Origin of the sequence: Jiangella sp. DSM 45060, assembly GCF_900105175.1 — a bacterium.
In the GTDB taxonomy this organism is placed as follows: domain Bacteria; phylum Actinomycetota; class Actinomycetes; order Jiangellales; family Jiangellaceae; genus Jiangella.
The window spans coordinates 4,273,246-4,298,232 of the sequence record NZ_LT629771.1 but is presented as its reverse complement, the minus strand read 5'-3'; the positions used below and the strand labels follow the sequence as shown (position 1 = coordinate 4,298,232).

Genomic DNA, 24,987 nt, shown 5'->3' with positions numbered 1-24,987 from the left:
CCCAAGGAGGGGGAACGATGCGCACTACGCGCGCTCTACTGGCGGCGGCCGCTGCCGCGGCCCTGACGCTCGCGGCCTGCACCACCGACGAGCCGTCCGACACCGCGGCGCCCGAGGAGACCGAGGCGGCCGGCGAGGACCCGGGCGCCGAGGGCGAGGAGCCGGAGGACGAGACGGCCGACGGTGAGTTCTTCGTCCGCGCCGACTACGACCGGCAGCTGGCCCAGCGCGACATCGCGCCGGAGGGCGACCCGGCCACCCCGTGGCTGCAGGCGATCGAGCCCGAGTACGTCGACACCGCGCAGTACGCGCAGGACGGCAACACGCTCTGCTTCTCGAACGCCTCGGTCAGCAACCCGTGGCGGGTCACCGGCTGGATCACCATGCAGCAGCAGGTCGAGGTGCTGCAGCAGCAGGGCCTGATCGGCGAGTTCCGGGTCTCCGACGCCGCCGACGACGACAACAAGCAGATCTCCGACATCCAGGCGTTCATCGACGCCGGCGACTGCAACGCCATCATCATCTCGCCGTCGACGACGGCCACCCTGACGCCGGCGGTCGAGGCGGCCTGCGCGAGCGGCGTCCCGGTCATCGTGTTCGACCGCGGCGTCAACACCGACTGCATGGCGACGTTCATCCACCCGATCGGCGGCTACGCCTACGGCGCGGACGGCGCGGAGTTCCTGGTCGAGAACCTGGAGCCGGGCTCGAAGGTGCTGGCGCTGCGGATCCTGCCGGGTGTCGACGTGCTGGAGAACCGCTGGGCGGCGGCGCAGGAGATCTTCGCCGACAGCGAGCTGGAGATCCTCGGCGACGAGTTCACCGGCGGCGACGGCGCGGAGATCAAGAACATCGTCACGCAGTACCTGCAGCGCGGCGACGTCGACGGCATCTGGATGGACGCCGGTGACGGCGCCGTCGCGGCCGTCGAGGCGTTCGAGGACTCCGGCAAGGACTACCCGGTCATGGTCGGCGAGGACGAGCTGAGCTTCCTGCGCAAGTGGCAGGAGACCGGCATGACGGCGGTCGCCCCGGTCTACTCGAACTTCCAGTGGCGCACCCCGATCCTCGCCGCGACGATGATCTGGGCCGGCGAGCAGGTGCCGGTGGAGTGGGTGCTCCCGCAGGACGAGATCACCGAGGACGACCGCGACGAGTTCCTCGACCGCAACGCCGACATGCCCAGCCTGCACTACGCCAAGTTCGGCGGCGAGGACCTGCCGGGCTTCCCGGCGGCCTGGCAGGACCGCTGATCGGTACCGCCTGAACCGAGTCGCCACCCCGCCGGCCGCGCGCACCGCGGCCGGCGGGGCACGGCGGGGAGAGGAGTCCGCACGTGAGCAGAGCGTTCGGGGTCAACACGTGGGTGTGGACGTCGCCGCTCACCGACGCCGCGCTGGCCGAGCTGGCGCCGCGGATCAGCGGCTGGGGCTTCGACGTCGTCGAGCTGCCGGTCGAGAACCCGGGCGACTGGGACCCCGCCCGGGCGGCGAAGGTGCTGGGCGACCACGGCCTGTCGGCGGCGGTCGCGCTGGTCATGGGCGACGGCCGCGAGCTGGTCGCGACGGACCACGACACCGTCGCACGCACCCGTGACTACCTGCGCCACGTCGTCGACGTCGCCGCGACGGTGGGCGCGCCGGCCATCGCCGGACCCGCGTACGCGTCGGTCGGGCGGACCTGGCGGATGACGCCGTCCGAGCGCGCGGACCGCTACGCCGAGCTGCGCGACGGGCTCGGCCCGGTCGTCGAGCACGCCCGCGCCGCCGGCGTCACCGTGGCCGTCGAGCCGCTGAACCGTTACGAGACCAGCCTGATCAACACCGTCGACCAGGCGCTCGAGGCGATCGACGGGTTGCCGGCCGACGGCATCGGCCTGGCGCTGGACGTCTACCACATGAACATCGAGGAGCAGTCCGTCACCGGAGCGATCGCGCGGGCGGCCGGCCGCATCGCGCACGTCCAGGTGTGCGCCAACGACCGCGGCGCGCCGGGCGCGGACCACCTCGACTGGCCCGGCATCGTCGCCGCGCTGGACGCGGCGGGCTACACCGGCCCGCTCGTCATCGAGTCCTTCACCGCCGACAACGCGACCATCGCCACCGCGGCGTCCATCTGGCGGCCGCTGGCCGCGAGCCAGGACGCGATCGCCGTCGACGGCCTGTCCTTCCTGAGGGGAGTGGTACCGCAGCAGCCCGTCTGAGCAGCATCGTCCGACCGCCGGCGCCGGCACGCCGCGGGGTTTCGAGTAGCAGAGTCGCACTTCCCTGGAGGAACCCCCATGATCGTGGCTCTACGCCGGCGATGGGCTCGGCTCCTGGCCGTCGCCCTCGCCGCTGTGTTAGCGATACCACTCCTGACGGCAGTGCCGTCGTCGGCTCACGAAGGTGAGCACGGTGAAGCAGCGCACGTCCTGATCTTCACCAAGACCACGCAGTTCCGGCACACCGAGGCGATCACGCAGGGTGTGCCCGTGCTGCAGGCGGCGTTCGAGGCCGCCGGCATCTCCTCGGAGCACACCGAGGACTCGTCGATCTTCAACGACGAGGACCTGTCCCACTTCGACGCGCTGGTGATGTTCCAGGCGTCCGGCGACCCGTGGACGGCCGAGGAGAAGGCCGCCATGGAGCGCTACCAGCAGGCCGGTGGCGGCATCGTCGCCATCCACAACGCCGCGGACATGCGCGGCAACTACGCCTGGTGGGACAACCTGATCGGCGCGCTGATGCCGGGCCACGCGGCCACCGGCACCAGCCCCGGCCTGCCCGGCACCGTCCGCGTCGAGGACGGCGCGCACCCGTCGACGACGCACCTGCCGCAGCGCTGGAACCGCGCCGACGAGTGGTACAACTTCTCGGCCAACGTCCGCGGCACGGCGCACGTGCTGGCGACCATGGACGAGACCACCTACGACCCGGGCGGCAACGCCCAGGGGTACGACCACCCGATCTCCTGGTGCAAGCCGTACGACGGCGGACGCGCCTGGGTGACCGCGATGGGCCACTTCGGCGCCCACTACACGCAGGAGCCGGACTTCGTCCAGCACATCGTCGGCGGCGTGCAGTGGGCCGCGGGCGTGGCCGAGGGCGACTGCGGCGGCACCGTGTGGGAGCAGTTCGAGCGGGTGCCGCTGGACCAGAACACCAGCGCGCCGTTCGCGATGGACGTCGCGCCCGACGGCCGCGTGTTCTTCACCGAGCTCGTGCGCGGGCAGATCCGCGTCTACGACCCGGCCACCCAGGTCACGTCCACGGCCATCACCATCCCGGTGTACTCCGGCGGCGAGGACGGCCTGCTGGGCATCGCGCTGGATCCGAACTTCGCCGAGAACGGGCACCTGTTCGTCTATCACTCGAAGGCCAGTGCCGACGACACCGATCCGGCGAACTTCGTCAGCACGCTGTCGCGCTACACCGTCGGCGCGGGCTCGCAGATCGACCCCGCGTCGGAGGTCGTCGTGCTCGAGGTGCCGGCCCGCCGGCTCCCGGACGAGCCCGGCCACACCGGCGGCGGGCTGGAGTTCGGCCCCGACGGCAGCCTCTACCTGTCCGTCGGCGACGACGTGAACCCGCACTCGGAGCCGTCGGGCGGCTACGCCCCGCTGTCCGAGCGCGACGGCACGTTCCACGACGCCCGTGAGACGTCGGCCAACACCAACGACCTGCGCGGCAAGATCCTGCGGATCCAGCCGCAGCCGGACGGCGGCTACACGATCCCCGAGGGCAACCTGTTCCCGCCGGGGACCGAGGGCACCCGCCCGGAGATCTTCGCGATGGGCTTCCGCAACCCGTTCCGGTTCTCCGTCGACCCGGAGACGGGCTGGCTGGGCGTCGCCGACTACGGCCCGGACAACGGCAGCAACAACGCGAACCGGGGCCCGGCCGGCATGGTCGAGTGGAACCTGATCAAGGAGCCCGGCTTCTACGGCTGGCCGCTGTGCATCGGCCCGAACACGCCGTACCTGGACGTCGACTACCGCACCAACCCGGTCACCGTCGGTGAGCCGTTCGACTGCGACAACCCGGTCAACGACTCCGTCCGCAACACCGGCCTGACCGAGCTGCCCCCGGCCCAGGAGCCGGAGATGTGGTACGGCTACCAGACCTCGTCCGTCCCGTCGGTGATCCCGGCCGGCGGCGGGCTGGCGCCGATGGGCGGCCCGTTCTACGACTACGACCCGGACCTGGTGTCGGACACCAAGTTCCCGGAGTACTACGACGGCAAGCCGTTCTTCTACGAGTGGGCGAAGAACAAGATGTACTCGCTGGACCTCAACGAGGAGACCAGCGCGCTGGAGAAGATCAACCCGTTCCTGCCCGGTGAGCAGTGGATGGCGCCGATCGACTCGTCGTTCGGGCCCGAGGGCTCGATGTACGTGCTCGACTGGGGCGGCGGCTTCGGCCGCGACAACCCGAACTCGGGCCTGTACCGCGTCGACTACGTGTCCGGCTCGCGCTCGCCGGTGGCGCACGCGACGGCCACGCCCGACTCCGGCCAGGCGCCGCTGGCCGTCCAGCTGGACGGCACCGGCAGCACCGACCCGGAGAACGAGGCGCTCACCTACGAGTGGGACTTCACCGGCGACGGCACCGTCGACTCCACCGACCCGCAGGCGTCGTTCACCTACACCGAGAACGGCGTCTACAACGCCCGCCTCACGGTGACCGACCCGGCGGGCAAGACCGGCACCACCACGGTGCCGATCACCGTCGGCAACACCCGGCCCGAGGTCGACTTCAACCTGCCGCCGGACGGCTCGTTCTTCGACTTCGGCGACACCGTGGCGTGGGACGTCACCGTCTCCGACGCCGAGGACGCGGAGATCGCCGACGAGGACGTCATCATCCAGCCGGCGCTGGGACACGACGAGCACCCGCACCCCGCCGACCCGCTCAGCGGGCGGACCGGCCAGGTACAGACGGCGCTCGGCGGTGGCCACAGCGAGGACATGAACGTCTTCTACATCCTCAACGCCCGCTACACCGATGGCGGCGGCGCCGGGGGCATCCCCGCCCTGGCCGGTGAGGACACATCGCTGCTGTTCCCGCGGCAGCGCGAAGCCGAGTTCTACGACGACGCCGAGGGCGTCACCACCGGCTCGTCGCGCGACGTCGAGGGGCACGGCACCGCGGTGTCCGGCCAGGACGGCGCGTGGGCGTCGTACGACCCGGTCAACCTGTACAACGTCGACGCGCTCGTGCTGCGGGCGTCGTCGGTGACCGGCGGCCCGATCGAACTGCGTCGCGACGCGCCCGACGGCCCGCTGCTGGGCACCGGCGAGGTCCCGGCGACGGGGTCGGGCAGCTACGCCGACGTCCGCGTCGAGGTCGACGACCCGGGCGAGAGCTTCGTGCTCTACGCCGTGTTCCCGGGCGCCGGCGAGCGGCGGCTGAACTTCGTCGAGGCCGACGGCAAGGGCGCGGCCACGACGACGAAGCCGACGGTCGCCATCACGGCGCCGACGCCGTCCGACGAGCTGGAGCTGGGCGACGTCCAGGTCACGGCCGAGGCCGCCGACGCGGAGAACACGATCACGCAGGTCGAGTTCTTCGTCGGCGACGAGTCCATCGGCGTCGACACCGAGGCGCCGTACGAGGCCACCTGGACGGTGACCGAGGAGCAGCGCTACCGGCTGACCGCGGTCGCCACCAACGACAACGGCGCCACGACGACGTCGCGGATCGTCCAGGTGGAGGTCGGCGACCTGTTCGGCGACTGGCTGACGTTCTCGCACGCCAGCGCGAACGGCACCTTCGACCGTCCGGACAACAACACCTGGGTGGTCGAGTCCGGCGGCGGCAACATGTGGCAGGGGACGGACGAGTACAGCGCCGTGTACCTGCCCGGCGCGGCCGGGGCCACGGGCGACCAGTGGACGGCGACGGCGAAGGTGGTCAGCCAGACCAACTCGAACAACTCCGCCAAGGCCGGCCTGATCGTCCGCAACGACGTCACGCAGCCGGGCGTCTCGCCGGGCTACGCGGCGATGACGATGCGGGCGGGCAACTCGTTCGAGTGGCTGCGCGACAGCGACGGCAACGGCCAGCTCGACGCCAGTACCGGCGCCGGCCAGCACGGCTACCCGGCGTGGGTGCGCATCGTCCGCGACGGCGACCTGTACACGTCGTACTGGAGCCGTGACGGCGAGACGTTCACGCAGGTGGGCGAGCCGGTCACGCTGACCGGGGCGGCCGACGTCCAGGACATCGGCCTGGCCGTCACCGCGCACAGCAGCACCGCCCGCACCACGGCGACGTTCACCGACTTCACGCTGGTGGACGGGCTGCCCGGACCGGACCCGGAGCCCGAGCAGCCGCCGGTCTGCCTGATGACGGGGTCGGACCAGTTCGACGGGTCCGAGCTCAACGCCCGCCGGTGGACGACGGTGCGCGGCGCCGACGGCCTCCCGGTGAGCGTCGCCGACGGCGGCCTGGTGCTGCCGGTCACCAACGGCGACATCAACGAGGCCGTCGAGGGCCCGATCAGCTACGTCGGCCAGCCCACCCGCGACGGGGAGTGGACCGTCGAGACCGCGGTCTCGGTGGAGCACACCCGCGAGTGGCAGCACGCCGGCCTGCTGATGCACGGCACCGACGACGACTACGTCAAGCTGGCCTTCACCCGCACCAGCTCGGGCAGCCGGATCCTCGAGTTCCAGACCGAGGCCGGCGGCACCCGCACCTGGCACGCCAACGTCACGCTGCCGGCGGACTTCCCGTCGACGGCGCACCTGCGGCTGGCCAGCGACGGTGAGCAGGTGACGGCGGCCTACTCGGCCGACGGCGAGACGTGGACGGCACTGGCCGGCGCGGCGCAGGTGATCGACGACTCGACGATCGGCCTGATGGCGGCCGGCGACACGGCGGCGCATTCGGTGAACGCGGTCTTCGACCACTTCACCATCACGCCGGACGTCGCCGACGACGACGGCTCGCGCGAGCCGTCCGACGAGTTCGACGGCGCCGCGATCGACGGGTGCCGGTGGAACTCGGTGGTCCGCTACGACTCGTCGGCGGCCTCGGTGGCCGACGGGCGGCTGCAGATCGAGACCCAGCCGGGCGACATCAACGGAGCCGCCAACGAGGACCCGAGCAACTTCATCCTGCAGCGGGTGCCGGAGGGCGACTGGACGATCGAGACGCGGCTGACGCCGACGATGCTGCACCAGTGGCAGCTGGCCGGGTTCATGGTGTACGGCGGCGATGACGACTACGTGAAGTTCGACGTCGTCGCCAACAACGGCGCCACGTCGCCGACCGACCTCCGGGCCGAGCTGGTCTCGGAGAAGGGCGGCCAGTTCGGCAACGGCGGCAACCGCAACATCGACATCCCGGAGACCAGCGAGAGCGGCTGGTTCTACCTCCGGATGACGAAGAGCGGCGACACCTACGCGGCGGAGATCAGCGACGGCGGGGTCAACTGGACCTCGCTGGGCGACCCGGTCACCAACGACGCCGAGCTCACCTCGTTCGGCCTGATGGCGATCGGCCCGCAGCAGACCCAGCCGGTCACGGTGGCGTTCGACTACTTCCGGGTCACCACGGAGCAGCCGGACACCACCCCGCCGGTGATCACGGTCGAGGGCGTCGCCGACGGCGGCGGCTACGACCTGGCCACCGCGCTGGAGCTGAGCGCCACGGCGACGGACGACGTGTCCGGCGAGGTGCCGGTGTCGCTCACGCTGGACGGCGCGGCGGTGGAGAACCCGGCCACCGTCACACCGGAGCTGGGGGCGCACACGCTGGTCGCCACGGCCGTCGACGAGGCGGGCAACGCCGCGGAGACGACCGTCGCGTTCGAGGTGGTCGCCACCTACGACGGCGCGAAGGCGCTGGTGCAGCGGTACCGGGACGACCGGACCGTCAACCGGAACCAGGGCGTCCAGCTGTCCACCCACCTGGCCAACGCCGAGCGGCTGGCCGGGCAGGGCGTCACGGACGGCGCCACGGTGTCGCTGGACCGGTTCGTCGCGATCGCCGAGGGGGTGACGGACGAGACCGCGCGCGGCTGGCTGCTCGCCTACGCCGACGCGCTGCGGGCTCAGCTGTGACACCTCAGCAGTGAGACGTGCCGGGCGGCGGTGGTCATCGTCACCGCCGCCCGGCACCGGCACCACACACTCGCGGCCGAGGCGGGTGGACGGGGGAGCAAGGGGCGCACGCACCACATTCGAGGAGGCACCGTTGCCACGCCAATCGAGACGACCCCTGCTCAGATCCGCGGCGATCGCCGCAGCCGGAGCGCTGCTGCTGCCACTTGCCGCGACGACCGCGCCGGCGGCCGCCGCGCCCGTCGTCACCCAAGATGTCGAGACCATGCACGAGGGCACCCACGTCCTCGTGTTCAGCAAGACCGCCGGGTTCCGGCACGACTCCATCCCGACCGGCATCGCCACCATCCAGGAACTGGGCGCCGAGCGCGGCTGGGAGGTGACGGCGACGGAGGACGCGGGCGCCTTCACGCCCGAGAACCTCGCCCAGTACGACGTCGTCGTCTGGCTGTCCACCACCGGTGACGTGCTGAACGACGAGCAGCAGGCCGCGTTCGAGGGCTACGTCGCCGCCGGCGGCGGCTACGCCGGCGTGCACGCGGCCGCGGACACCGAGTACGACTGGGAGTGGTACGGCGGGCTCGTCGGGGCGTACTTCCAGTCGCACCCGCAGATCCAGCCGGCCACCGTCGTCGTCGAGGACCGCGTCCACCCGTCCACCGCGCACCTGCCGGACCGGTGGGAGCGCACCGACGAGTGGTACGACTACCGGGCCAGCCCGCGCGGCGGCGTGCACGTGCTGGCGTCGCTGGACCCGGACAGCTACGACGGCGACGTCATGGGCGCGGACCACCCGATCGCGTGGTGCCAGGACTACGAGGGCGGCCGGTCCTGGTACACCGGCGGCGGCCACACCCAGGAGTCCTACGCCGAGGCGGAGTTCCGCGAGCACCTCGCCGGCGGCATCGAGACCGCCGCGGGCACCGTCGACGCCGACTGCGGCGCCACCGTCACGGAGAACTTCGACCAGATCACGCTGGCCCGCGGGCCGCAGGAGATGGGCGAGCCGATGGGCGTCGCCGTCCTGCCCGACGGCAGCGCGCTGCACACGTCGCGCGACGGCCGGGTCTTCTACACCGCGGCGGCCGGGCAGACCACCCTGGCGGCGGACATCCCGGTGTACGACTTCCGCGAGGACGGCCTGCAGGGCATCGCCCTCGACCCGGACTTCGCCACCAACGGCTGGGTGTACCTCTACTACTCGCCGCCGCTCTCGACACCCCCGGGCGAGGTCGCGCACTCCAGCCTGGACCCGTCGATCTGGGAGGCGTACGAGGGCCACAACAACCTGTCCCGCTTCCGGTTCGCGAACGGCGTGCTGGACCCGGCGTCGGAGCAGGTGGTCCTGCAGGTCCCGCAGGACCGCGGCAACTGCTGCCACCACGGCGGCGACATCGACTTCGACGCCGACGGCAACCTCTACCTGTCGACGGGCGACGACACCGACCCGTTCGAGTCCAACGGGTACGCGCCGATCGACGACCGGACGACGCGGGCGCCGCAGTTCGACGCGCGCCGCACCTCCGGCAACACCAACGACCTGCGCGGCAAGATCCTGCGGATCACCGTCCAGGAGGACGGGTCGTACACGGTCCCGGACGGGAACCTGTTCGCGCCGGGCACGGAGCTGACCCGGCCGGAGATCTACGCGATGGGCTTCCGCAACCCGTTCCGCATCAGCGTCGACCAGGAGACCGGCGACGTCTGGGTCGGCGACTACGGCCCCGACTCCGGTGGGCCGAACCAGTACGGGCCCGGCGGGCAGGTCGAGTTCAACCGGGTCACCGAGGCGGGCAACTTCGGCTGGCCCTACTGCACCGGCCGCAACACAGAGGCCGAGACCTACGCCGACCGCGACTTCACCTCGTACTACGGCATCGACCCCAACACCGGCCAGCAGGACCCGAACGACGGCACGCAGGACCCCGTCGGCGCGAAGTTCGACTGCGCGGGCGGCGCGGCGAACGACTCCGCGCTGAACACCGGCCTGCCGACGGTGCCGCCGGCGGTCGCCGCCTGGCTGCCGTACGACGGCGGCTCGGTGCCGGACCTGGGCAGCGGCAGCGAGTCGCCGATGGGCGGCCCGGTGTACCGCTACGACCCGGCGCTGGAGTCGGAGACGAAGTTCCCCGAGTACTACGACGGGCAGTTCTTCGCCTACGAGTTCGGCCGCCGCTGGATCAAGAACATGACCGTCGGCGACGACGGGCCGGCGCGCATCGGCGCGTTCTCCGGCTTCATGCAGAACACGCAGCTGATGGACCTGGAGTTCGGCCCCGAGGGCTCGCTGTACGTCCTCGACTACGGCACCGGGTTCTTCAACGGCGACGAGAACTCCGCGCTCTACCGCATCGACTACGTCGCCGGCACCCGCTCGCCGTCGGCCGTCGCCACCGCGACGCCGACGTCCGGCCTGGCGCCGCTGACCGTCCAGTTCTCGTCCGAGGGCTCGGCCGACCCCGACCCCGGTGACGTCCTCACCTACGCGTGGGACTTCACCAGCGACGGCACCGTCGACTCCACCGAGCCGGCGGCGTCGTACACGTACACCGCCAACGGCGAGTACACGGCGACGCTGACCGTCACCGACTCCGACGGCAACACCGGCGTGGCCACGGCGCACGTCGTCGTCGGCAACACCGCGCCGGTCGTGGAGTTCGTGTCACCGCCCAACGGCGGCCTGTTCAGCTTCGGGCAGGACGTCGCGTTCGAGGTCAGCGTCACCGACCCGGACGGACAGCCGGTCGACTGCGCCGACGTCGAGGTGACGTTCGCGCTCGGCCACGACCAGCACACGCACGGCGGCGAGTCGGTCACCGGCTGCTCCGGCAGCATCTCCACGGGGACCGACGGCGCGCACGGCACCGACGACAACATCTTCGGGCTGCTGCTGGCCGAGTACACCGACACGCCGCCGTCGCCCGACACCGTCGCGGTGACGGGGACGGCCGAGCTGGTGCTGCAGCCGCGGCACCGCCAGGCCGAGCACTTCTCCGCGCAGAACGGCGTGCAGGTGGTCAGCCACGGCGCGGCCGAGGGCGGCGCCCGGGTCGGCTACATCGACCCCGGCGACTGGATCTCGTTCGAGCCGTACGACCTGGCCGGTGCGAAGTCGGTGCAGATGCGGGTCTCGGCCGGCGGTCCCGGCGGCACCGTCGAGGTGCGCACCGGCGCACCCGACGGTCCGCTCGCGGCCACCGTCGAGGTGCCGCACACCGGCAGCCCCGACAACTACGTCGACCTCGAACCCGTCCCGGTCACCGACCCGGGCACCGGGACCGGGCCGCTCTACCTGGTGTTCCAGGGCAGCGGCGGCGGGCTGATGGACATCGACGCGTTCACGTTCAGCTCCGACGCGGCGGCCTGCGAGGACCCGGGCGCCGAGGTGGACCCGAACGACGAGTTCGACGGCACCGCGCTGGACCGCTGCCGGTGGACGTCCATCCTGCGGCCGAACGCCGAGCATCTTGTGGTGGGCGAGGGACGCCTGCAGATCGATGCGCTCGAGGGTGACATGTTCGGCGGCAACACCACCGCCGCCAACGTCGTCCTGCAGCCGATCGCCGACCCGGCGGCCGGTTTCGAGGCGTCCACTCAACTGGCTCTCCCGGCCGGTGGCGACTACGAGCAGGCCGGGGTGATCGTCCACGCGGGCGACCAGAACTTCGCCAAGGCCGTGCTCATCAACATCCCAGGTGTCGGCTGGCGGTTCGAGTTCGGGCTCAACCAGGGCGGGCAGGCGGTGTTCGACGCCGCGCTGGACCGTTCCGGGCCGCTGCCGGAGGGCATCAACGAGAACGCCCACGTGAAGATCGTCAGCAACGGCGCGACGCTGACCGCGTACTGGTCCGCCGACGGCGAGGAGTGGACGGCGTTCGGCCGGCCGCGCCCGACGTCCGGGCTGCCCGGCGCGCGGATCGGGCTGGCCGCGTTCAACGGCGTCGGCCAGCCGGCCACGTTCGAGCGGTTCACGTTCGGCGACGCGCCGGTCGTCCAGTGCGACCCCACCGACCCGGGTGCGGGCTACCAGAGCCTGTTCGACGGGACGGCGGACAGCCTGGCGGCGTGGCGGATGGCCGGTCCGGGCGGGTTCCTGCACGCCGACTGCGAGCTGGTCTCGTACGGCGGGCTGGGGCTCTACTGGTACGACCAGGCGTTCACCGACTACTCGCTGAAGCTGGACTGGATGATGCCGGGCGACGACAACTCCGGCGTCTTCGTCGGGTTCCCCGACCCCGGCACCGACCCGTGGCTGGCGGTGAACCAGGGCCACGAGATCCAGATCGACGCGACGGACGCGCCGGACCGCACGACCGGTGCGATCTACGCGTTCCAGTCGGCCGATGTCGCCGCTCGTGACGCCGCGCTCAATCCGCCAGGTGAGTGGAACGCGTACGAGATCGTGGTCCAGGGCGACCGGATCCGGGTGTACCTCAACGATGTCCTGATCAACGACTACACCGACACCGACCCGAACCGGATGAACCAGCCGAGCTTCGTCGGCATCCAGAACCACGGCAACGGCGACGACGTGTACTTCCGGAACGTCCGCGTCCAGGAGTTCACGTTCGAGTCCGGCGCCCGGCTGGTCGCCGACCATTACGCGGCCGGCGCGCTGAACCGGCAGCAGGAACGTCAGCTCACCCAGCACCTGTCCATGGCCGCACGGCTGGCCGGCGACGGCCAGACCGGGCCGGCCGAGGGCTCGCTGGACCGCTACGACGCCGTGGCGTCGACGGTCCAGGACGAGGCGGTCCGCGCCGAGTTGCTCCGCATGAGCGACGCGCTGCGGGCGCGGCTCTAAACCACCCAGAGGAAGGGAGACGTCACCGTGCAAGCTCAACGTCCTGCGAACGTGGCGAACCGACGCGACGAATCACGGAGACCGAGCGCGCGCGGCGGACGGGGGACCGGTGCCGGCCGGTCCTCGTCCCCGGCGCCGGGGCAGCAGTCCCCGCCCCGGCGCCGGGGCTTCTGGATCGCCGTGGCGGTGGCCCTCGCCGCCGTCAACATCGTCCTGGCGACGCTGGTGCTCAGCGGCGGCGACGACGGCGACCCGGTGGCCGATCGCGTCGCCGAACTGGAGGCGCAGGAGGAGGTGCGCCAGGTCGAGCTGATCGGCCAGTTGACCGAGCAGACCACCGCGGCGCACGCCGGGCTGCTCAACGTGATCGAGGGCCTGCACATGGTGGTGCCGTCCGGCGGGCAGGGGGTCGTCTCGCCCGCCGTCAGCCCCGCCGCCTGGCACTCGGCCGTCGGCGCCGCCATCGGCACCTTCGGCGACCCGCCGTCGGGGTCGACGGAGTTCAACACCACCCGCAACGGGCTGCTGCTGGCGATCGACCTGCTCGGCTCCGCGGCGACGGCGTACGAGTCGGCCGTCGCGGCGCCGGCCGGTCCGGAGCAGGAGCGGCTGCTGGAACTGGCCGGGCGGCTGCGCGACCAGGCGGTGGCCGCGTGGTCGGTGGCCGCGACCCAGCTCGACGTCCTCAACATCGACGCCGGCAACGGCCACGTCCACATCACGCTGCCGACCCGGCCCGGCGAGGAGGTCGACCCGCACGGCGGCGTCGGCTTCGAGCCGAAGCCGGAGGACCACGCGAACCACACCGGAGGGTAGATAAGGCTGACCTAACTCGGCTGGATAGGCTGCGGGGCATGACCCTCGTGCCCCGCAGCCTCCGCGCCGCTTCCGCCGTCGCCGTCCTCGCTCTCGCCCTGACCGCCTGCGGTTCCGACGACGAGCCGGCGGCGGACGCGAGCGGCGCCGCCGGGTACACCGTCGAGCACGCGATGGGGACGACGGAGCTGCCGGGCGAGCCCTCTCGGGTCGTCGTGCTCGACTCGCCGCACCTGGACGCCGCGGTCGCGCTCGGCGTCACGCCGGTCGGCGCCACCGAGGCCGAGGCCGGCGCCGGTTACCCCGACTACCTCGGCGACCTGGACGGCGTCGAGACGGTCGGCCTCACCGTCGAACCGAGTGTCGAGGCCGTCGCGCAGCTGGAGCCCGACCTCATCATCGGCGCCCGGGTCCGGCACGAGGAGCTGTACGCCGACCTGAGCCAGATCGCGCCGACGGTGTTCTCCGCCGACTCCGGGACCAACTGGAAGGAGCAGGTCGAGATCGTCGGCGCGGCACTGAACCGCCAGGACGACGCCCAGGCGCTACTGGACGAGTTCGCGCAGCGGGCCGCCGCCATCGGCGAGTCCGTCGGCGCCGCGGGCCGGACGGTGTCGATGGTGCGGTTCCTGCCGGAGAACTTCCGCCTGTACGGGCCGGACACCTTCTCCGGCTCGATCCTCACCGAGGCCGGCTTCGACCTCGGCGACCACACGTGGAACGAGTACTCGATGGCCGAGCTGAGCCCCGAGGAGTTCGAGCAGATCGACGGCGACCTCGTCATCCACACCAGCTACGGCGACCCGCGGACCACCACCCGCCCGGCCGTCGAGCGGCTCTGGACCGGCCTGCCGGCCATCGCCGCGGGCGACGTGCACGAGGTGGAGGACGACACCTGGATGCTGGGAATCGGCGTGCTCGGCGCCAACCTCATCCTCGACGAGCTGGAGGGCATCGCCGGGACCGAAGCCTGAGACGTCCGCGCTCACGATGGGAGACGACTTTCGCGGTGTAGCGGCGAAAGTGTGGCACGATTATCCCATGGCGCACACGCTCGCCGGCCGCCCGGAGACGGCGACCCAGGCGAAAGTCCTGAAGCTGCTGCGCGACGAGGGGCCGCTCTCCCGGGTGGAGCTCGCCGATCGGCTCGGAGTCTCACGCACCACCATGGCCAGTGAGGTCAGCCGTCTCACCGAGCTGGGCCTGGCCGAGGGCGCCGGTCCCGCCGCGTCGCGCGGCGGGCGCCGCTCGACGCTGGTGGACCTCTCGTCCGACGTCCGCTTCGTGGGGGTGGCGATCGGCGCGACCACCGTGTCCGTCGCGCTCACCGACGGCCGGTTGACGGTGCTCGGGCAGCGCTCCATCGACATGGACGTCCGCCTCGGCCCGGAGCCGGTGCTGGCCAGCGCGCTCGAGCTGACCCACAAGGTGCTCGCCGAGCACGGCGTGACCCGTCCCGCGGGCGTCGGCGTGGGTGTCCCGGGCCCGGTCGACTTCCACGGCGGCATGCCGGTCTCGCCGCCCATCATGCCCGGCTGGGACGGCTACCCCGTCCGCGACGCGCTCGCGCGCGAGCTGGGCTGCCCGGTGCTGCTCGACAACGACGTCAACGTCATGGCGCTGGGGGAGCAGCACTCCGGCGTCGCCAAGAACGCCCGCGACTTCCTGTTCGTGAAGATCGGGACCGGCATCGGCTGCGGCATCGTCGTCGACGGCCAGCTCTACCGCGGCGTCGACGGCTGCGCGGGCGACATCGGGCACATCCGGGTCGAGGAGTTCGGCCCCACCTGCGCGTGCGGCAACACCGGCTGCCTCGAGGCCTTCTTCGGCGGCTCCGCCCTGGCCCGCGACGCCCTGGCGGCCGCGCGCGGCGGACGGTCCCCGGCGCTGGCGTCGCTGCTCGCCGAGAAGGGCGAGCTGACCGGCGCCGACGTCGCCGCGGCGGTCACCATGGGCGACCCCTACACCGTCCAGATGATCCGCGACGGCGGCCACCGGGTCGGCTGGGTGCTGGCCAGCCTGGTGTCGTTCTTCAACCCCGGCCTCATCGTCATCGGCGGCCGGGTGGCGCGGCTCGGGCACCCGCTGCTGGCCGAGATCCGCGGCGTGGTCTATCGCCGCTCGCTGCCCCTGGCCACCGGCAACCTCCCCGTCGTCCTCAGCGAGATGGGCGACGACGCGGGTGTCGTGGGAGCGGCGGCGCTGATCAGCGACGCGATCTTCGCCGCTCCCTGACGACGGCGGCCCCTCGCTGAGGCCGGGGGTTGTCTGGAATGGCGGTGGCCTGGGCGCCAACAGTTGGCGCCCACGTCACCCGACCCGACCACATCCTTGCCCAGGGGTGCCAACGCCCACTATCCCCGGCGGACCGCGTTACTTACCACGTCAAGTTGCGAAAGTTCGCCGCAAACCGTTGACCAGGGTCTCTCCGGACGTCTAGTTTGCGTGATCAACGGCCGGTTCGGGCCGTTTTCTTCGCGCGTTCGCACGGGCACCGGGGCGGAGGGAGGGGGCATCGCTCGGCGCGCACTTGGCATCCCGTCACCGATCCCGCACAGCGGTCGATCGACTCAACGAGGAGTACGAGATGGCACGTCCCGAGATCAACCGGCGGCAGTTCCTGGGCGCCGTCGCCGGCACGACCATGGCGGTGACGGCGGCGGGTCTGGCCGCTCCGTCCGCCGCGAACGCGGCCAAGGGCATGCTGGTGCCGCCCGGCAAGATCGGCATCCAGCTGTTCACCATCCGCAACCTGGTCTCGTCGCTCGGCTTCCGGGTCGTCTTCGAGGAGCTGGCCCGGCTGGGATACAAGAACGTCGAGTTCGCCGGCTACAGCTCGCCGGCCGAGCCGGGCATCACGGTGCAGCAGATCAGGCGGCTGCTCGACGACAACGGGTTGACGGGCATCGGCAGCCACGTCGGGCTGAACGCGTTCCGCACGAACATGGAGCTCGAGCTGGACCGCGCCGAGATCCTCGGCCTGCCGTTCATCGGGACGGCGAACGAGCCGGTGACGGCGGCGAACCGGACGGTGGCCGGCTACCGGGCGGCGGCCGCGGAGTTCAACGCGTTCGGCGCGGCCGCGCAGGCCCGCGGGCTGCGCTGGTACCACCACAACCACCAGAACGAGTTCCGGATGGCGGCCGACGACCCGGGCGTGCGGCTGTACGACCTGCTGCTGTCGGAGACCGACCCGAAGCTGGTCTTCCTCGAGATGGACATCTACTGGGCGTACGTCGGCCAGCACATCGCGCCGGGCTTCGACCCGATCGACTACGTCGTGGCGAACCGGCTGCGCTATCCGCTGTTCCACGCCAAGGACGGACGGCGCTCGGCGGCGGCGAACGGGTACGACATCGTCGAGTTCGGCGCAGGGGACATCGACTTCCAGCGGTTCTACACCAGCATCGGCTCCCGCGGCCGGCACTACTCGCTGTACGAGCAGGACAACGCGCCGAACACGTCGCCGGACGCCGGCGGCGCGCTGGGCGCGGCCGAACGCAGCTTCGACGCCATCTACGGCCTGCGCGGCTGACGAGAGGACCCCCCCATGCGCCGCATCCGCAGCATCCTGACCGCATCCCTCGCCCTGCTCCTGCCCGTGGCCGCGCTGACGGCGACGGCTCCGGCGGCCGCCCACGAGGGCCACGACCCCACCGCCGACGACCCCGCGCTGGACTGGGACAACTACGAGAAGATCCTGCTCAGCAAGAACACCGGCGAGCCGATCGACCTGGCGATCCTGCCGGACAGCCGGGTCCTGCACACGGCCCGCAACGGCGACGTCCGGCTGACCGACCCGTCGACCGGCATCACCCGGGTCATCAACACGATCGACGTGTACGCCAACTCCGAGGACGGCCTGCAGACCATCGCGATCGACCCGGACTTCGCGGTCAACCAGTGGGTCTACCTGCTGTACGCGCCGCGGGTGATGGAGGCGCCGTATCCGCAGACGACGCCGTCGGGCAACGCGCCGAACTCGCTGCCGGCCGGCGAGACCGAGTCGTACTGGGACCGCTGGAAGGGCTACAACGTCCTGTCGCGGTTCAAGTGGGACGAGGCCACCGACTCGCTCGACCTGTCGACCGAGCAGCAGATCATCAAGATCGAGACGCAGCGCGGCCAGTGCTGCCACGTCGCCGGTGACATGGCGTGGGACGCCGACGGCAACCTGTACCTGTCGACCGGCGACAACACGCCGGCCGGCACACCCGGCGCCAACGGCATGGCGCCGAACAACGACGCGCCGGGGATGAACCCGGGCTTCGACGCCCGCCGCGGCCCGGGCAACACCAACGACCTGCGCGGCAAGATCCTGCGCATCCACGTCGAGGACGACGGGTCGTACACCATCCCGGACGGCAACCTGTTCGCGCCGGGCACGGAGCGGACCCGCCCGGAGATCTACGTCATGGGCGTGCGCAACCCGTTCCGCATCGACTACGACGTGCAGACCGGCGCGCTGGTCTGGGGCGACTACGGGCCGGACGCCGGTGCGCCGAACCCGAACCGCGGCCCGATGGGCTACGTCGAGTGGCAGTCCACGCTGCAGCCGATCAACGGCGGCTGGCCGTACTGCCACGGCCCGAACGCCAATTACAACGAGTGGGACTACGCGACGGCGACGCCCGGGGCGTGGTTCGACTGCGAGGTCGGCGCCGAGAACAACTCGCGCTGGAACACCGGCCTCGACGTCGTCCCGCCGGCCACCGCGCCGCACCTGTACTACGGCGACAACGCCAGCCACCAGCCGTGGCCGGAGCTGACCGACCTCGGCGGCGGCGGCCAGGGCCCGATGGGCGGCCCGGTGTACCGGTACGACGCGGACAACCCGTCGCCGGCGAAGTTCCCCGCGTTCTGGGACGGCCACCCGTTCTTCGCCGAGTTCTCCCAGGACTACGTCGCGGCGTTCACGCTGGATCTCGCCGCCAACGGCCCGGTCACCGGCATCACCGACTTCCTGCCGAACGCGCACCTCAACCACGTCGCCCAGCCGATCTGGGACAACGTCATGGACATGGAGTTCGGGCCGGACGGCTCGCTGTACGTGCTCGAGTACGGTGACGGATTCTTCCGGCAGAACCCGGACGCCGGCCTCTACCGGGTCGACTACGCCGAGGGCAACAAGTCGCCCCAGGCCCGCTACACCGCCGACCCGATCTCCAGCAGCAGCGCGCCGCTGACCGTGACGTTCGACGCGTCGGCGTCGGCCGACCCGGAGGGCGCCGCGCTGACCTACGAGTGGGACTTCGACGGCGACGGCGCGTTCGACGCCACCGGGGTCACCGTCACGCACACCTACACCGAGCTGGGCCAGTACAACGCGGCGCTGCGCGTGACCGACCCGTCCGGCAAGTTCGGGGTCCGGTCGTCGCAGATCACGGTCGGCAACGTGGCCCCGGCGGTCACGCTCGACACCCCGACCGGCGGCTTCTTCGACTGGGGCCAGGCGGTGCCGGTGACGGTGTCCGTCAGCGACCCCGAGGACGGCGACACGCCGGTCTGCTCGCGGGCGACGTGGGCGTTCGGCCTCGGGCACGACGAGCACGCGCACCCGCTCAGCTCGGGCACCGGCTGCACGTTCGGCGTCCCGACGCCGGCCGACGCGCCGGAGCACGGCGAGACGGAGAACATCTACGGCGCGCTGGTGGTCGGTTACACCGACGGCGGGCACCTGGGCGTCCCGCCGGCCCGCGGCGAGGCGTCGCTGCTGCTGAACCCGAAGACGCAGCAGGCGGAGTGGTTCGACGCGAGCAGCGGCGTGCAGGTCACCGACGACCCCGACGCGCGCGGCCTGCGCAAGGTGACGTCGTTCGACGCCGGTGACTGGATCGCGTTCGACCCCGTCAACCTGGTCAACATCGACGGGCTCGTCGCCCGTGCCTGGGGACGGGGCACGCTGCACCTGCGCTGGAACGACCCGAAGGCGCCGCCGTTCGCGCAGCTCTCGTTCCGCAACCGGACCGGCTGGTTCGAGGTGGAGCAGGCGCTGACGAACCCGCCGGCGGGCTCTGGCCGGCTCTACCTGACGTCGACCAGCGGGTTCGAGCTCGACGAGGTCCGCTTCGTCGGCGACGGTGTGGCCGACGTGACCCCGCCCTCGGTGAGCCACGCGCTCAACCCGGCGGCGCCGACCGGCCAGAACGGCTGGTACACCGGCGACGTCACGCTGACCGTCAACGCCACCGACAACGGCACCGTCGCCAGCCGGCAGCGCTCCACCGACGGCGGCGCCACCTGGGCCAACGCGAACAACCCGCTGACCATCACGGCCGAGGGCGCCACGACGGTGCACTACCGGGCCACCGACAACGGCGGCAACGTGTCGTCCGTCGGCTCGGTCACGGTGCGCATCGACAAGTCCGCGCCGGTCGCGTCGATCGGCGGGGTCGAGAACGGCGGCGGCTACCCGGCGAGCGGCACGCTCACGCCGTCGTTCACCGGCACCGACGCGGTCTCCGGGATCGCCTCGGTGACGGGGACGCTGGACGGCGCGCCGCTGGAGTCCGGTGCGACGGTGCAGCTGTGGACCCTGACCGTCGGCGAGCACACGCTGGCCGCCACGGCCACCGACACCGCCGGCCGGCAGGGCACCGCGGCGGCGGCGTTCACCGTCACGACGTCGCTGGCCGACCTCACCGCGATCGTCGATCACTACGCCGCCGCGGGCGTGCTGACGGACGCGGGCGAGAGCCGGCTGCGGCTGCATCTCGCTACCGCCGTCCGCAACGCCGACGCTGGCCGGAACGACAGCGCCGTCCGGTCGCTGGCCCAGTTCCTGTCCACCGCCGGCAGCGCCTCGTTCGTCACCGACGCCGCGGCCCGGACCGTGCTCACGCACCACGGGGAGGTGCTGACCGCCCAGCTCAGCGCCTGATCACGTCGGGGAGAACGCCGGTGGGCCGGCCGCGGGCCGGCTCACCGGCGCCTCGCCACGCACGGACATCAGGCACTTTCGTCACTTCACCGCTCAGATTGCACGATGAATGACGAAACTGTTTCAAACGTCTTGACATAGTGGAAACAGGACGTTTATCTGAGGCCTTCCGAACCGTGATCGGAGGGCAGCATGCGCAAAGCCGTAGTGATGGCCGTGGGGGCGCTCGTCGCGTCCACGCTCGTCGCGGCACCGGGCCTCGCCGCGTCCGGGGCACCTGACGCGGCACCGCCGGATTCGGCGTTCCAGAAGGTCACCCTCAACGACACCCCCGGCGAGCCGATGGACCTCGTGGTCCTGCCCGACGGCCGGGTGCTGCACACGACCCGTGCCGGCGAGGTGTGGCTGCACGACCCCGACACGCGGCTCAACACGCTGGCCGCGGAGCTCGACGTCTACCAGCACGACGAGGAGGGGCTGCAGAGCATCGCCGTCGACCCCGGCTTCGGCACCACCAACAACTGGATCTACCTGTACTACTCGCCGCCGCTGGACACCCCGCTCGACGACCCCGACACCCCGACGGTGAACGAGGGCGACGCGCTGTTCGACGGCGTGCCCGCGGACTGGGAGCCGTTCGAGGGGCACATCACGCTGGCGCGGTTCGAGCTGACCGGCGACCAGATCGACCTGTCGACCGAGCAGCACATCATGGACGTCCCCGTCGACCGCGGCATCTGCTGCCACGTCGGCGGCGACATCGCCTTCGACGACGCCGGCAACCTCTATCTGGGCACCGGCGACGACAGCAACCCGTTCGAGTCCGACGGGTTCGCGCCGATCGACGAACGGGCCACCCGCAACCCGGCGTTCGACGCGCAGCGCACGTCGGCCAACACCAACGACCTGCGCGGCAAGATCCTGCGCATCACGGTGCAGGACGACGGCTCGTACACCATCCCGGACGGCAACCTGTTCGAGCCCGGCACCGCGGGCACCAGGCCCGAGATCTACGCCATGGGCCTGCGCAACCCGTTCCGCCTCGAGGTGCAGCCCGATACCGGCGACGTCTACGTGGGCGACTACTCGCCCGACGCGGGCGAGGCCGATCCCGCTCGCGGGCCGGCCGGCCAGGGCAAGTGGACGGTGGTCCGCGAACCGGCGAACTACGGCTGGCCGTACTGCGCGACGGCCGAGCTGCCCTACGTCGACTACGACTTCGCCACCGGTGTGTCCGGTGCGCCGTTCGACTGCGCGGCGCCGGTCAACGAGTCGCCGCACAACACCGGCCTGACCGAGCTGCCGCCCGTGACGCAGCCGGACATCTGGTACTCGTACGGCGAGTCCGCCGAGTTCCCCGAGCTCGGCACCGGCGGTATCGGCCCGATGGGCGGCCCGGCCTACGACTTCGACCCGAACACCACCCGCGGGCGGGCGCCGATCGCCTGGCCCGAGTACTACGACGGCATCCCGCTGGCCTACGAGTGGACCCGCGACTGGATCAAGGGCATCCACCTCGACGACGGCGAGGTCGAGGCGATCGAGAGCATCGTCCCGTCGATCGTCACCGACAACCCGATGGACATGGAGTTCGGCCCCGACGGCGCGCTCTACGTCCTCGAGTACGGCGACGGCTACTTCGCCGAGAACCCCGACGCCCAGCTGTCGCGCATCGACTACATCGGCGTGGGCGGCAACCACACACCCACGCCCGTCGTCGCGGCGGACGTCACCGAGGGGCTCGCGCCGCTGGCGGTGCAGTTCTCCAGCGAGGGCACGGCCGACGCCGACGGCGACCGGCTGCGCTACGAGTGGGACTTCGACGGCGACGGCAAGGTCGACTCGCGGCAGAAGAACCCGTCCTTCACCTACGAGGAGAACGGCCTGTACCACGCGACGCTGAAGGTCACCGACCTCGGCGGCAAGCACCGCCACAAGTCGGCGTCGGCGGAGGTCGACGTCATCGTCGGCAACCTCACGCCGCAGGTCGAGTTCGTGACGCCGCAGTCAGGCGACACGTTCAGCTTCGGCGACCAGGTGGCGTACGAGGTGCAGGTGACCGACGACCAGCCGGTGGACTGCTCGCGGGTGCGCGTGACGTACATCCTGGGCCACGACACCCACGGTCACCCGCAGACGACGGCGCTCGGCTGCAGCGGCACGCTGCTGACGACGCTGCCGGGCGGCCACGACCCGGGCGACAACCTGACCGGCGTCTTCAACGTCACCTACACCGACGACCCCGGCGAGGGAGTGCCGGCGCTGACCGACAGCGCGGAGGTGGTGCTGGTTCCGGAGGGCTGACGCCCTGATCGTCCGGACGCACACCCCGGCCGGGTTCTCGTCCACGGGGCGAGAACCCGGCCGGCCCGCGCGTCCATTACTCCCAGGCCGTGGCCGCGGCGGCGAACTCGGCCGGATCGCTGTGCACCGGGATGACGCACAGCAGGTGCCCGCCGGGCGCTCGCAGCGTGTGGCAGCCCTGCCACTCGCCGACCTCGACGGCGCCGAGCCCGGTGAGCCGGGCCACCTCGGCTGCGACGTCGTCGGTCTCGATGTCGACGTGGTAGCGCGACGGTCCGTCCTCGAGCGACTGGACGGCCGTCACCAGGCCGGGGACGACGCCGGGCAGCCCGTGGAACTGCGGCTCGCCGGGCGGGCTCTGGCTGGTGGTGCCGAGCGCGGCGGTCCAGAACGCGACGCTCCGTGCGGCCTCGGCGGCCGGTGCGTCGATCAGCAGGGTGGAGAGGCGGCTGCGGTGCATGGGCGCGATGGTAGGCGGTCGCCGCGCCGATCTTGAATCGGTTCGCCACTTTGTCCAGTCACGGTGGGAAGTTCGTCGCCGAGATGCGTGAAACCTGGCTTGAGTGCTGACGTTCTGCCGCCCGGGCGCCGGATGTTGCCGAACCGTGACCTCCTCCGCCCACCGGCCGGGCGCCCCGTCCCCTCCAGCGCATCAGCGCCGCCAACCCGCAGCTCAGAGCGCATATGGCCTGGTATCGACCCGATCATCCCGCCGATCCGGCCGCCACGGCCGTCCCGCCGGTTGTTCGAGCGTCATCGGCTGGTCACCGGAAGAAACTCGTTCGTAACCCTTGACCTCGACTGGCCGCCCTTCCTAGTTTGTTGTCCCAACCGACGAACACTCGTGATGCAGGTCACGCCGGGAGAGGGGGCACCCATGACGGACGCGTCCGCACCCGCCGACCAGGTGTTCCTGCGCCGGCACAATCTGGCGATGGTCCTGCGCGATCTCCGCGACCACGGGCCGCGCTCGCGGGCCCGCATCGCCGCCGACACCGGCCTCAACAAGGCCACGGTCTCGAGCCTGGTCGCCGAGCTCGGCGAGCTGGGCCTGGTCCGCGACGGCGATGTCGAGCGCGGCGGCGGGGTGGGCCGGCCCGGGCAGACGGTGGAGATCGACGGGCGCATCTGCGGGCTGGGCGCCGAGGTGAACGTCGACTACGTCGCGGTGCTCGTGCTCGACCTGCGCGGCGAGCAGGTCAGCTACGTCCGCACCCCGCTCGACGTGCCGAGGCTGGGCGTGGAGAAGACGCTCGACGAGCTGGCCGCGGCCATCGCGGCCGCCGTCGACGCCGCCGCGGCCCAGGGGCATGACGTCGGCGGCATCACCGTCGGCATCCCGGGCATGGTCGAGACCGCGCCCGGCGTGCTGCGGCACGCGCCGAACATCGGCTGGCGCGAGGTGCGCATCGCCGACGAGCTGACCGCGCGGCTGGCCGGTCCGGCCGCGACCATCCGGGTCGACAACGACGCCAACCTCAGCGCGCTGGCCGAGCACGCCGTCGGCTCCTCGGCCGGCACCGGCGACCTCGTCTACGTCACCGGCGAGACCGGGGTCGGCGGCGGCGTCATCTCCGACGGCGTGCTGCTGCGCGGCACCGAGGGCTACGGCGGCGAGATCGGGCACATGCCCATCGGCGACCCCGCCCACCGCTGCGGCTGCGGCAAGCTCGGCTGCTGGGAGGCGTCGGTCGGCCTGGCGGCGCTGCTGCGCGAGGTGGCCGACAAGGACGACCCGGTCACCGACCCGTCGGTCGACCTCGAGGTCCGGCTGGCCGAGATCCGCCGCCGCGCGTCGCTGGGCGACGGCCGCACGCTGCGCGGCATCGAGGCGGTCGGCACCACGCTCGGACTCGGCGCGGCCATCCTGGTCAACCTCTTCAACCCGCGGGTGATCGTCCTCGGCGGCTACTTCGCCGCGCTCGGCGAGTTCTTCCTCCCGGCCATGGAGACCGAGCTCGACAAGCGGGTCGTCGCGCCGGCCCGCGGCGGCTGCCGCATCGAGCTGTCCGCGCTGGGCTTCACCGCCGCCTGCCGCGGCGGCGCGCACGTCGCCCTCGAGGCCGTCTTCACCGACCCCGCGTCCGTGGCCACCGTCCCGGCCCCACTTCCCGGAGGTATGGCGTGAGCGAC

The 24,987-nt window shown here is 71.7% G+C and carries 12 protein-coding genes; 11 read left to right on the top strand and 1 reads right to left on the bottom strand.

The window, feature by feature from the left end:
* Positions 1 to 17: 17 nt before the first annotated feature.
* From BLU82_RS19160 to BLU82_RS19115, 10 genes are all read left to right on the top strand, one after another.
* Entirely contained in the window at positions 18 to 1,253 is a 1,236-nt protein-coding gene (locus BLU82_RS19160) for a substrate-binding domain-containing protein (RefSeq protein ID WP_092622706.1), read from the top strand.
* Between the two features lie 83 nt (positions 1,254 to 1,336).
* The gene (locus tag BLU82_RS19155) at positions 1,337 to 2,203 is read left to right on the top strand and encodes a sugar phosphate isomerase/epimerase (protein WP_092622705.1); all 867 of its coding nucleotides are present in this window, start codon (positions 1,337 to 1,339) and stop codon (positions 2,201 to 2,203) included.
* A gap of 162 nt (positions 2,204 to 2,365) precedes the next feature.
* Complete coding sequence (locus BLU82_RS19150) at positions 2,366 to 8,050, top strand: ThuA domain-containing protein (RefSeq protein ID WP_172885648.1); 5,685 nt, start codon at positions 2,366 to 2,368, stop codon at positions 8,048 to 8,050.
* A 133-nt stretch (positions 8,051 to 8,183) separates the two neighbouring features.
* Positions 8,184 to 12,854 (top strand): ThuA domain-containing protein, encoded by a 4,671-nt coding sequence (locus BLU82_RS19145; RefSeq protein WP_197682328.1) that lies wholly within the window; start codon positions 8,184 to 8,186, stop codon positions 12,852 to 12,854.
* 180 nt (positions 12,855 to 13,034) lie between these two features.
* Entirely contained in the window at positions 13,035 to 13,670 is a 636-nt protein-coding gene (locus BLU82_RS19140; RefSeq protein WP_092622702.1) for a hypothetical protein, read from the top strand.
* A gap of 38 nt (positions 13,671 to 13,708) precedes the next feature.
* Positions 13,709 to 14,644 carry an ABC transporter substrate-binding protein gene (locus BLU82_RS19135; protein WP_092622701.1) on the top strand — a complete coding sequence of 312 codons (936 nt, stop codon included), beginning with the start codon at positions 13,709 to 13,711 and terminating at the stop codon, positions 14,642 to 14,644.
* A gap of 67 nt (positions 14,645 to 14,711) precedes the next feature.
* Positions 14,712 to 15,905 (top strand): ROK family transcriptional regulator, encoded by a 1,194-nt coding sequence (locus tag BLU82_RS19130; protein ID WP_069113636.1) that lies wholly within the window; start codon positions 14,712 to 14,714, stop codon positions 15,903 to 15,905.
* A gap of 352 nt (positions 15,906 to 16,257) precedes the next feature.
* Positions 16,258 to 17,205 (top strand): sugar phosphate isomerase/epimerase, encoded by a 948-nt coding sequence (locus BLU82_RS19125; RefSeq protein WP_092622700.1) that lies wholly within the window; start codon positions 16,258 to 16,260, stop codon positions 17,203 to 17,205.
* 15 nt (positions 17,206 to 17,220) lie between these two features.
* Complete coding sequence (locus BLU82_RS19120; RefSeq protein ID WP_092622699.1) at positions 17,221 to 20,550, top strand: PQQ-dependent sugar dehydrogenase; 3,330 nt, start codon at positions 17,221 to 17,223, stop codon at positions 20,548 to 20,550.
* 192 nt (positions 20,551 to 20,742) lie between these two features.
* Positions 20,743 to 22,854, top strand: coding sequence for a PQQ-dependent sugar dehydrogenase (locus tag BLU82_RS19115; RefSeq protein ID WP_092622698.1), 2,112 nt, complete (start codon positions 20,743 to 20,745; stop codon positions 22,852 to 22,854).
* Between the two features lie 76 nt (positions 22,855 to 22,930).
* On the opposite strand, the gene BLU82_RS19110 is transcribed toward BLU82_RS19115, so the two are convergent.
* Positions 22,931 to 23,314, bottom strand: coding sequence for a VOC family protein (locus BLU82_RS19110; protein WP_092622697.1), 384 nt, complete (start codon positions 23,312 to 23,314; stop codon positions 22,931 to 22,933).
* A 417-nt stretch (positions 23,315 to 23,731) separates the two neighbouring features.
* Here BLU82_RS19110 and BLU82_RS19105 point away from each other — a divergent pair, with 417 nt between their 5' ends.
* Complete coding sequence (locus BLU82_RS19105; RefSeq protein WP_172885647.1) at positions 23,732 to 24,982, top strand: ROK family transcriptional regulator; 1,251 nt, start codon at positions 23,732 to 23,734, stop codon at positions 24,980 to 24,982.
* The last annotated feature ends 5 nt before the right edge of the window (positions 24,983 to 24,987 follow it).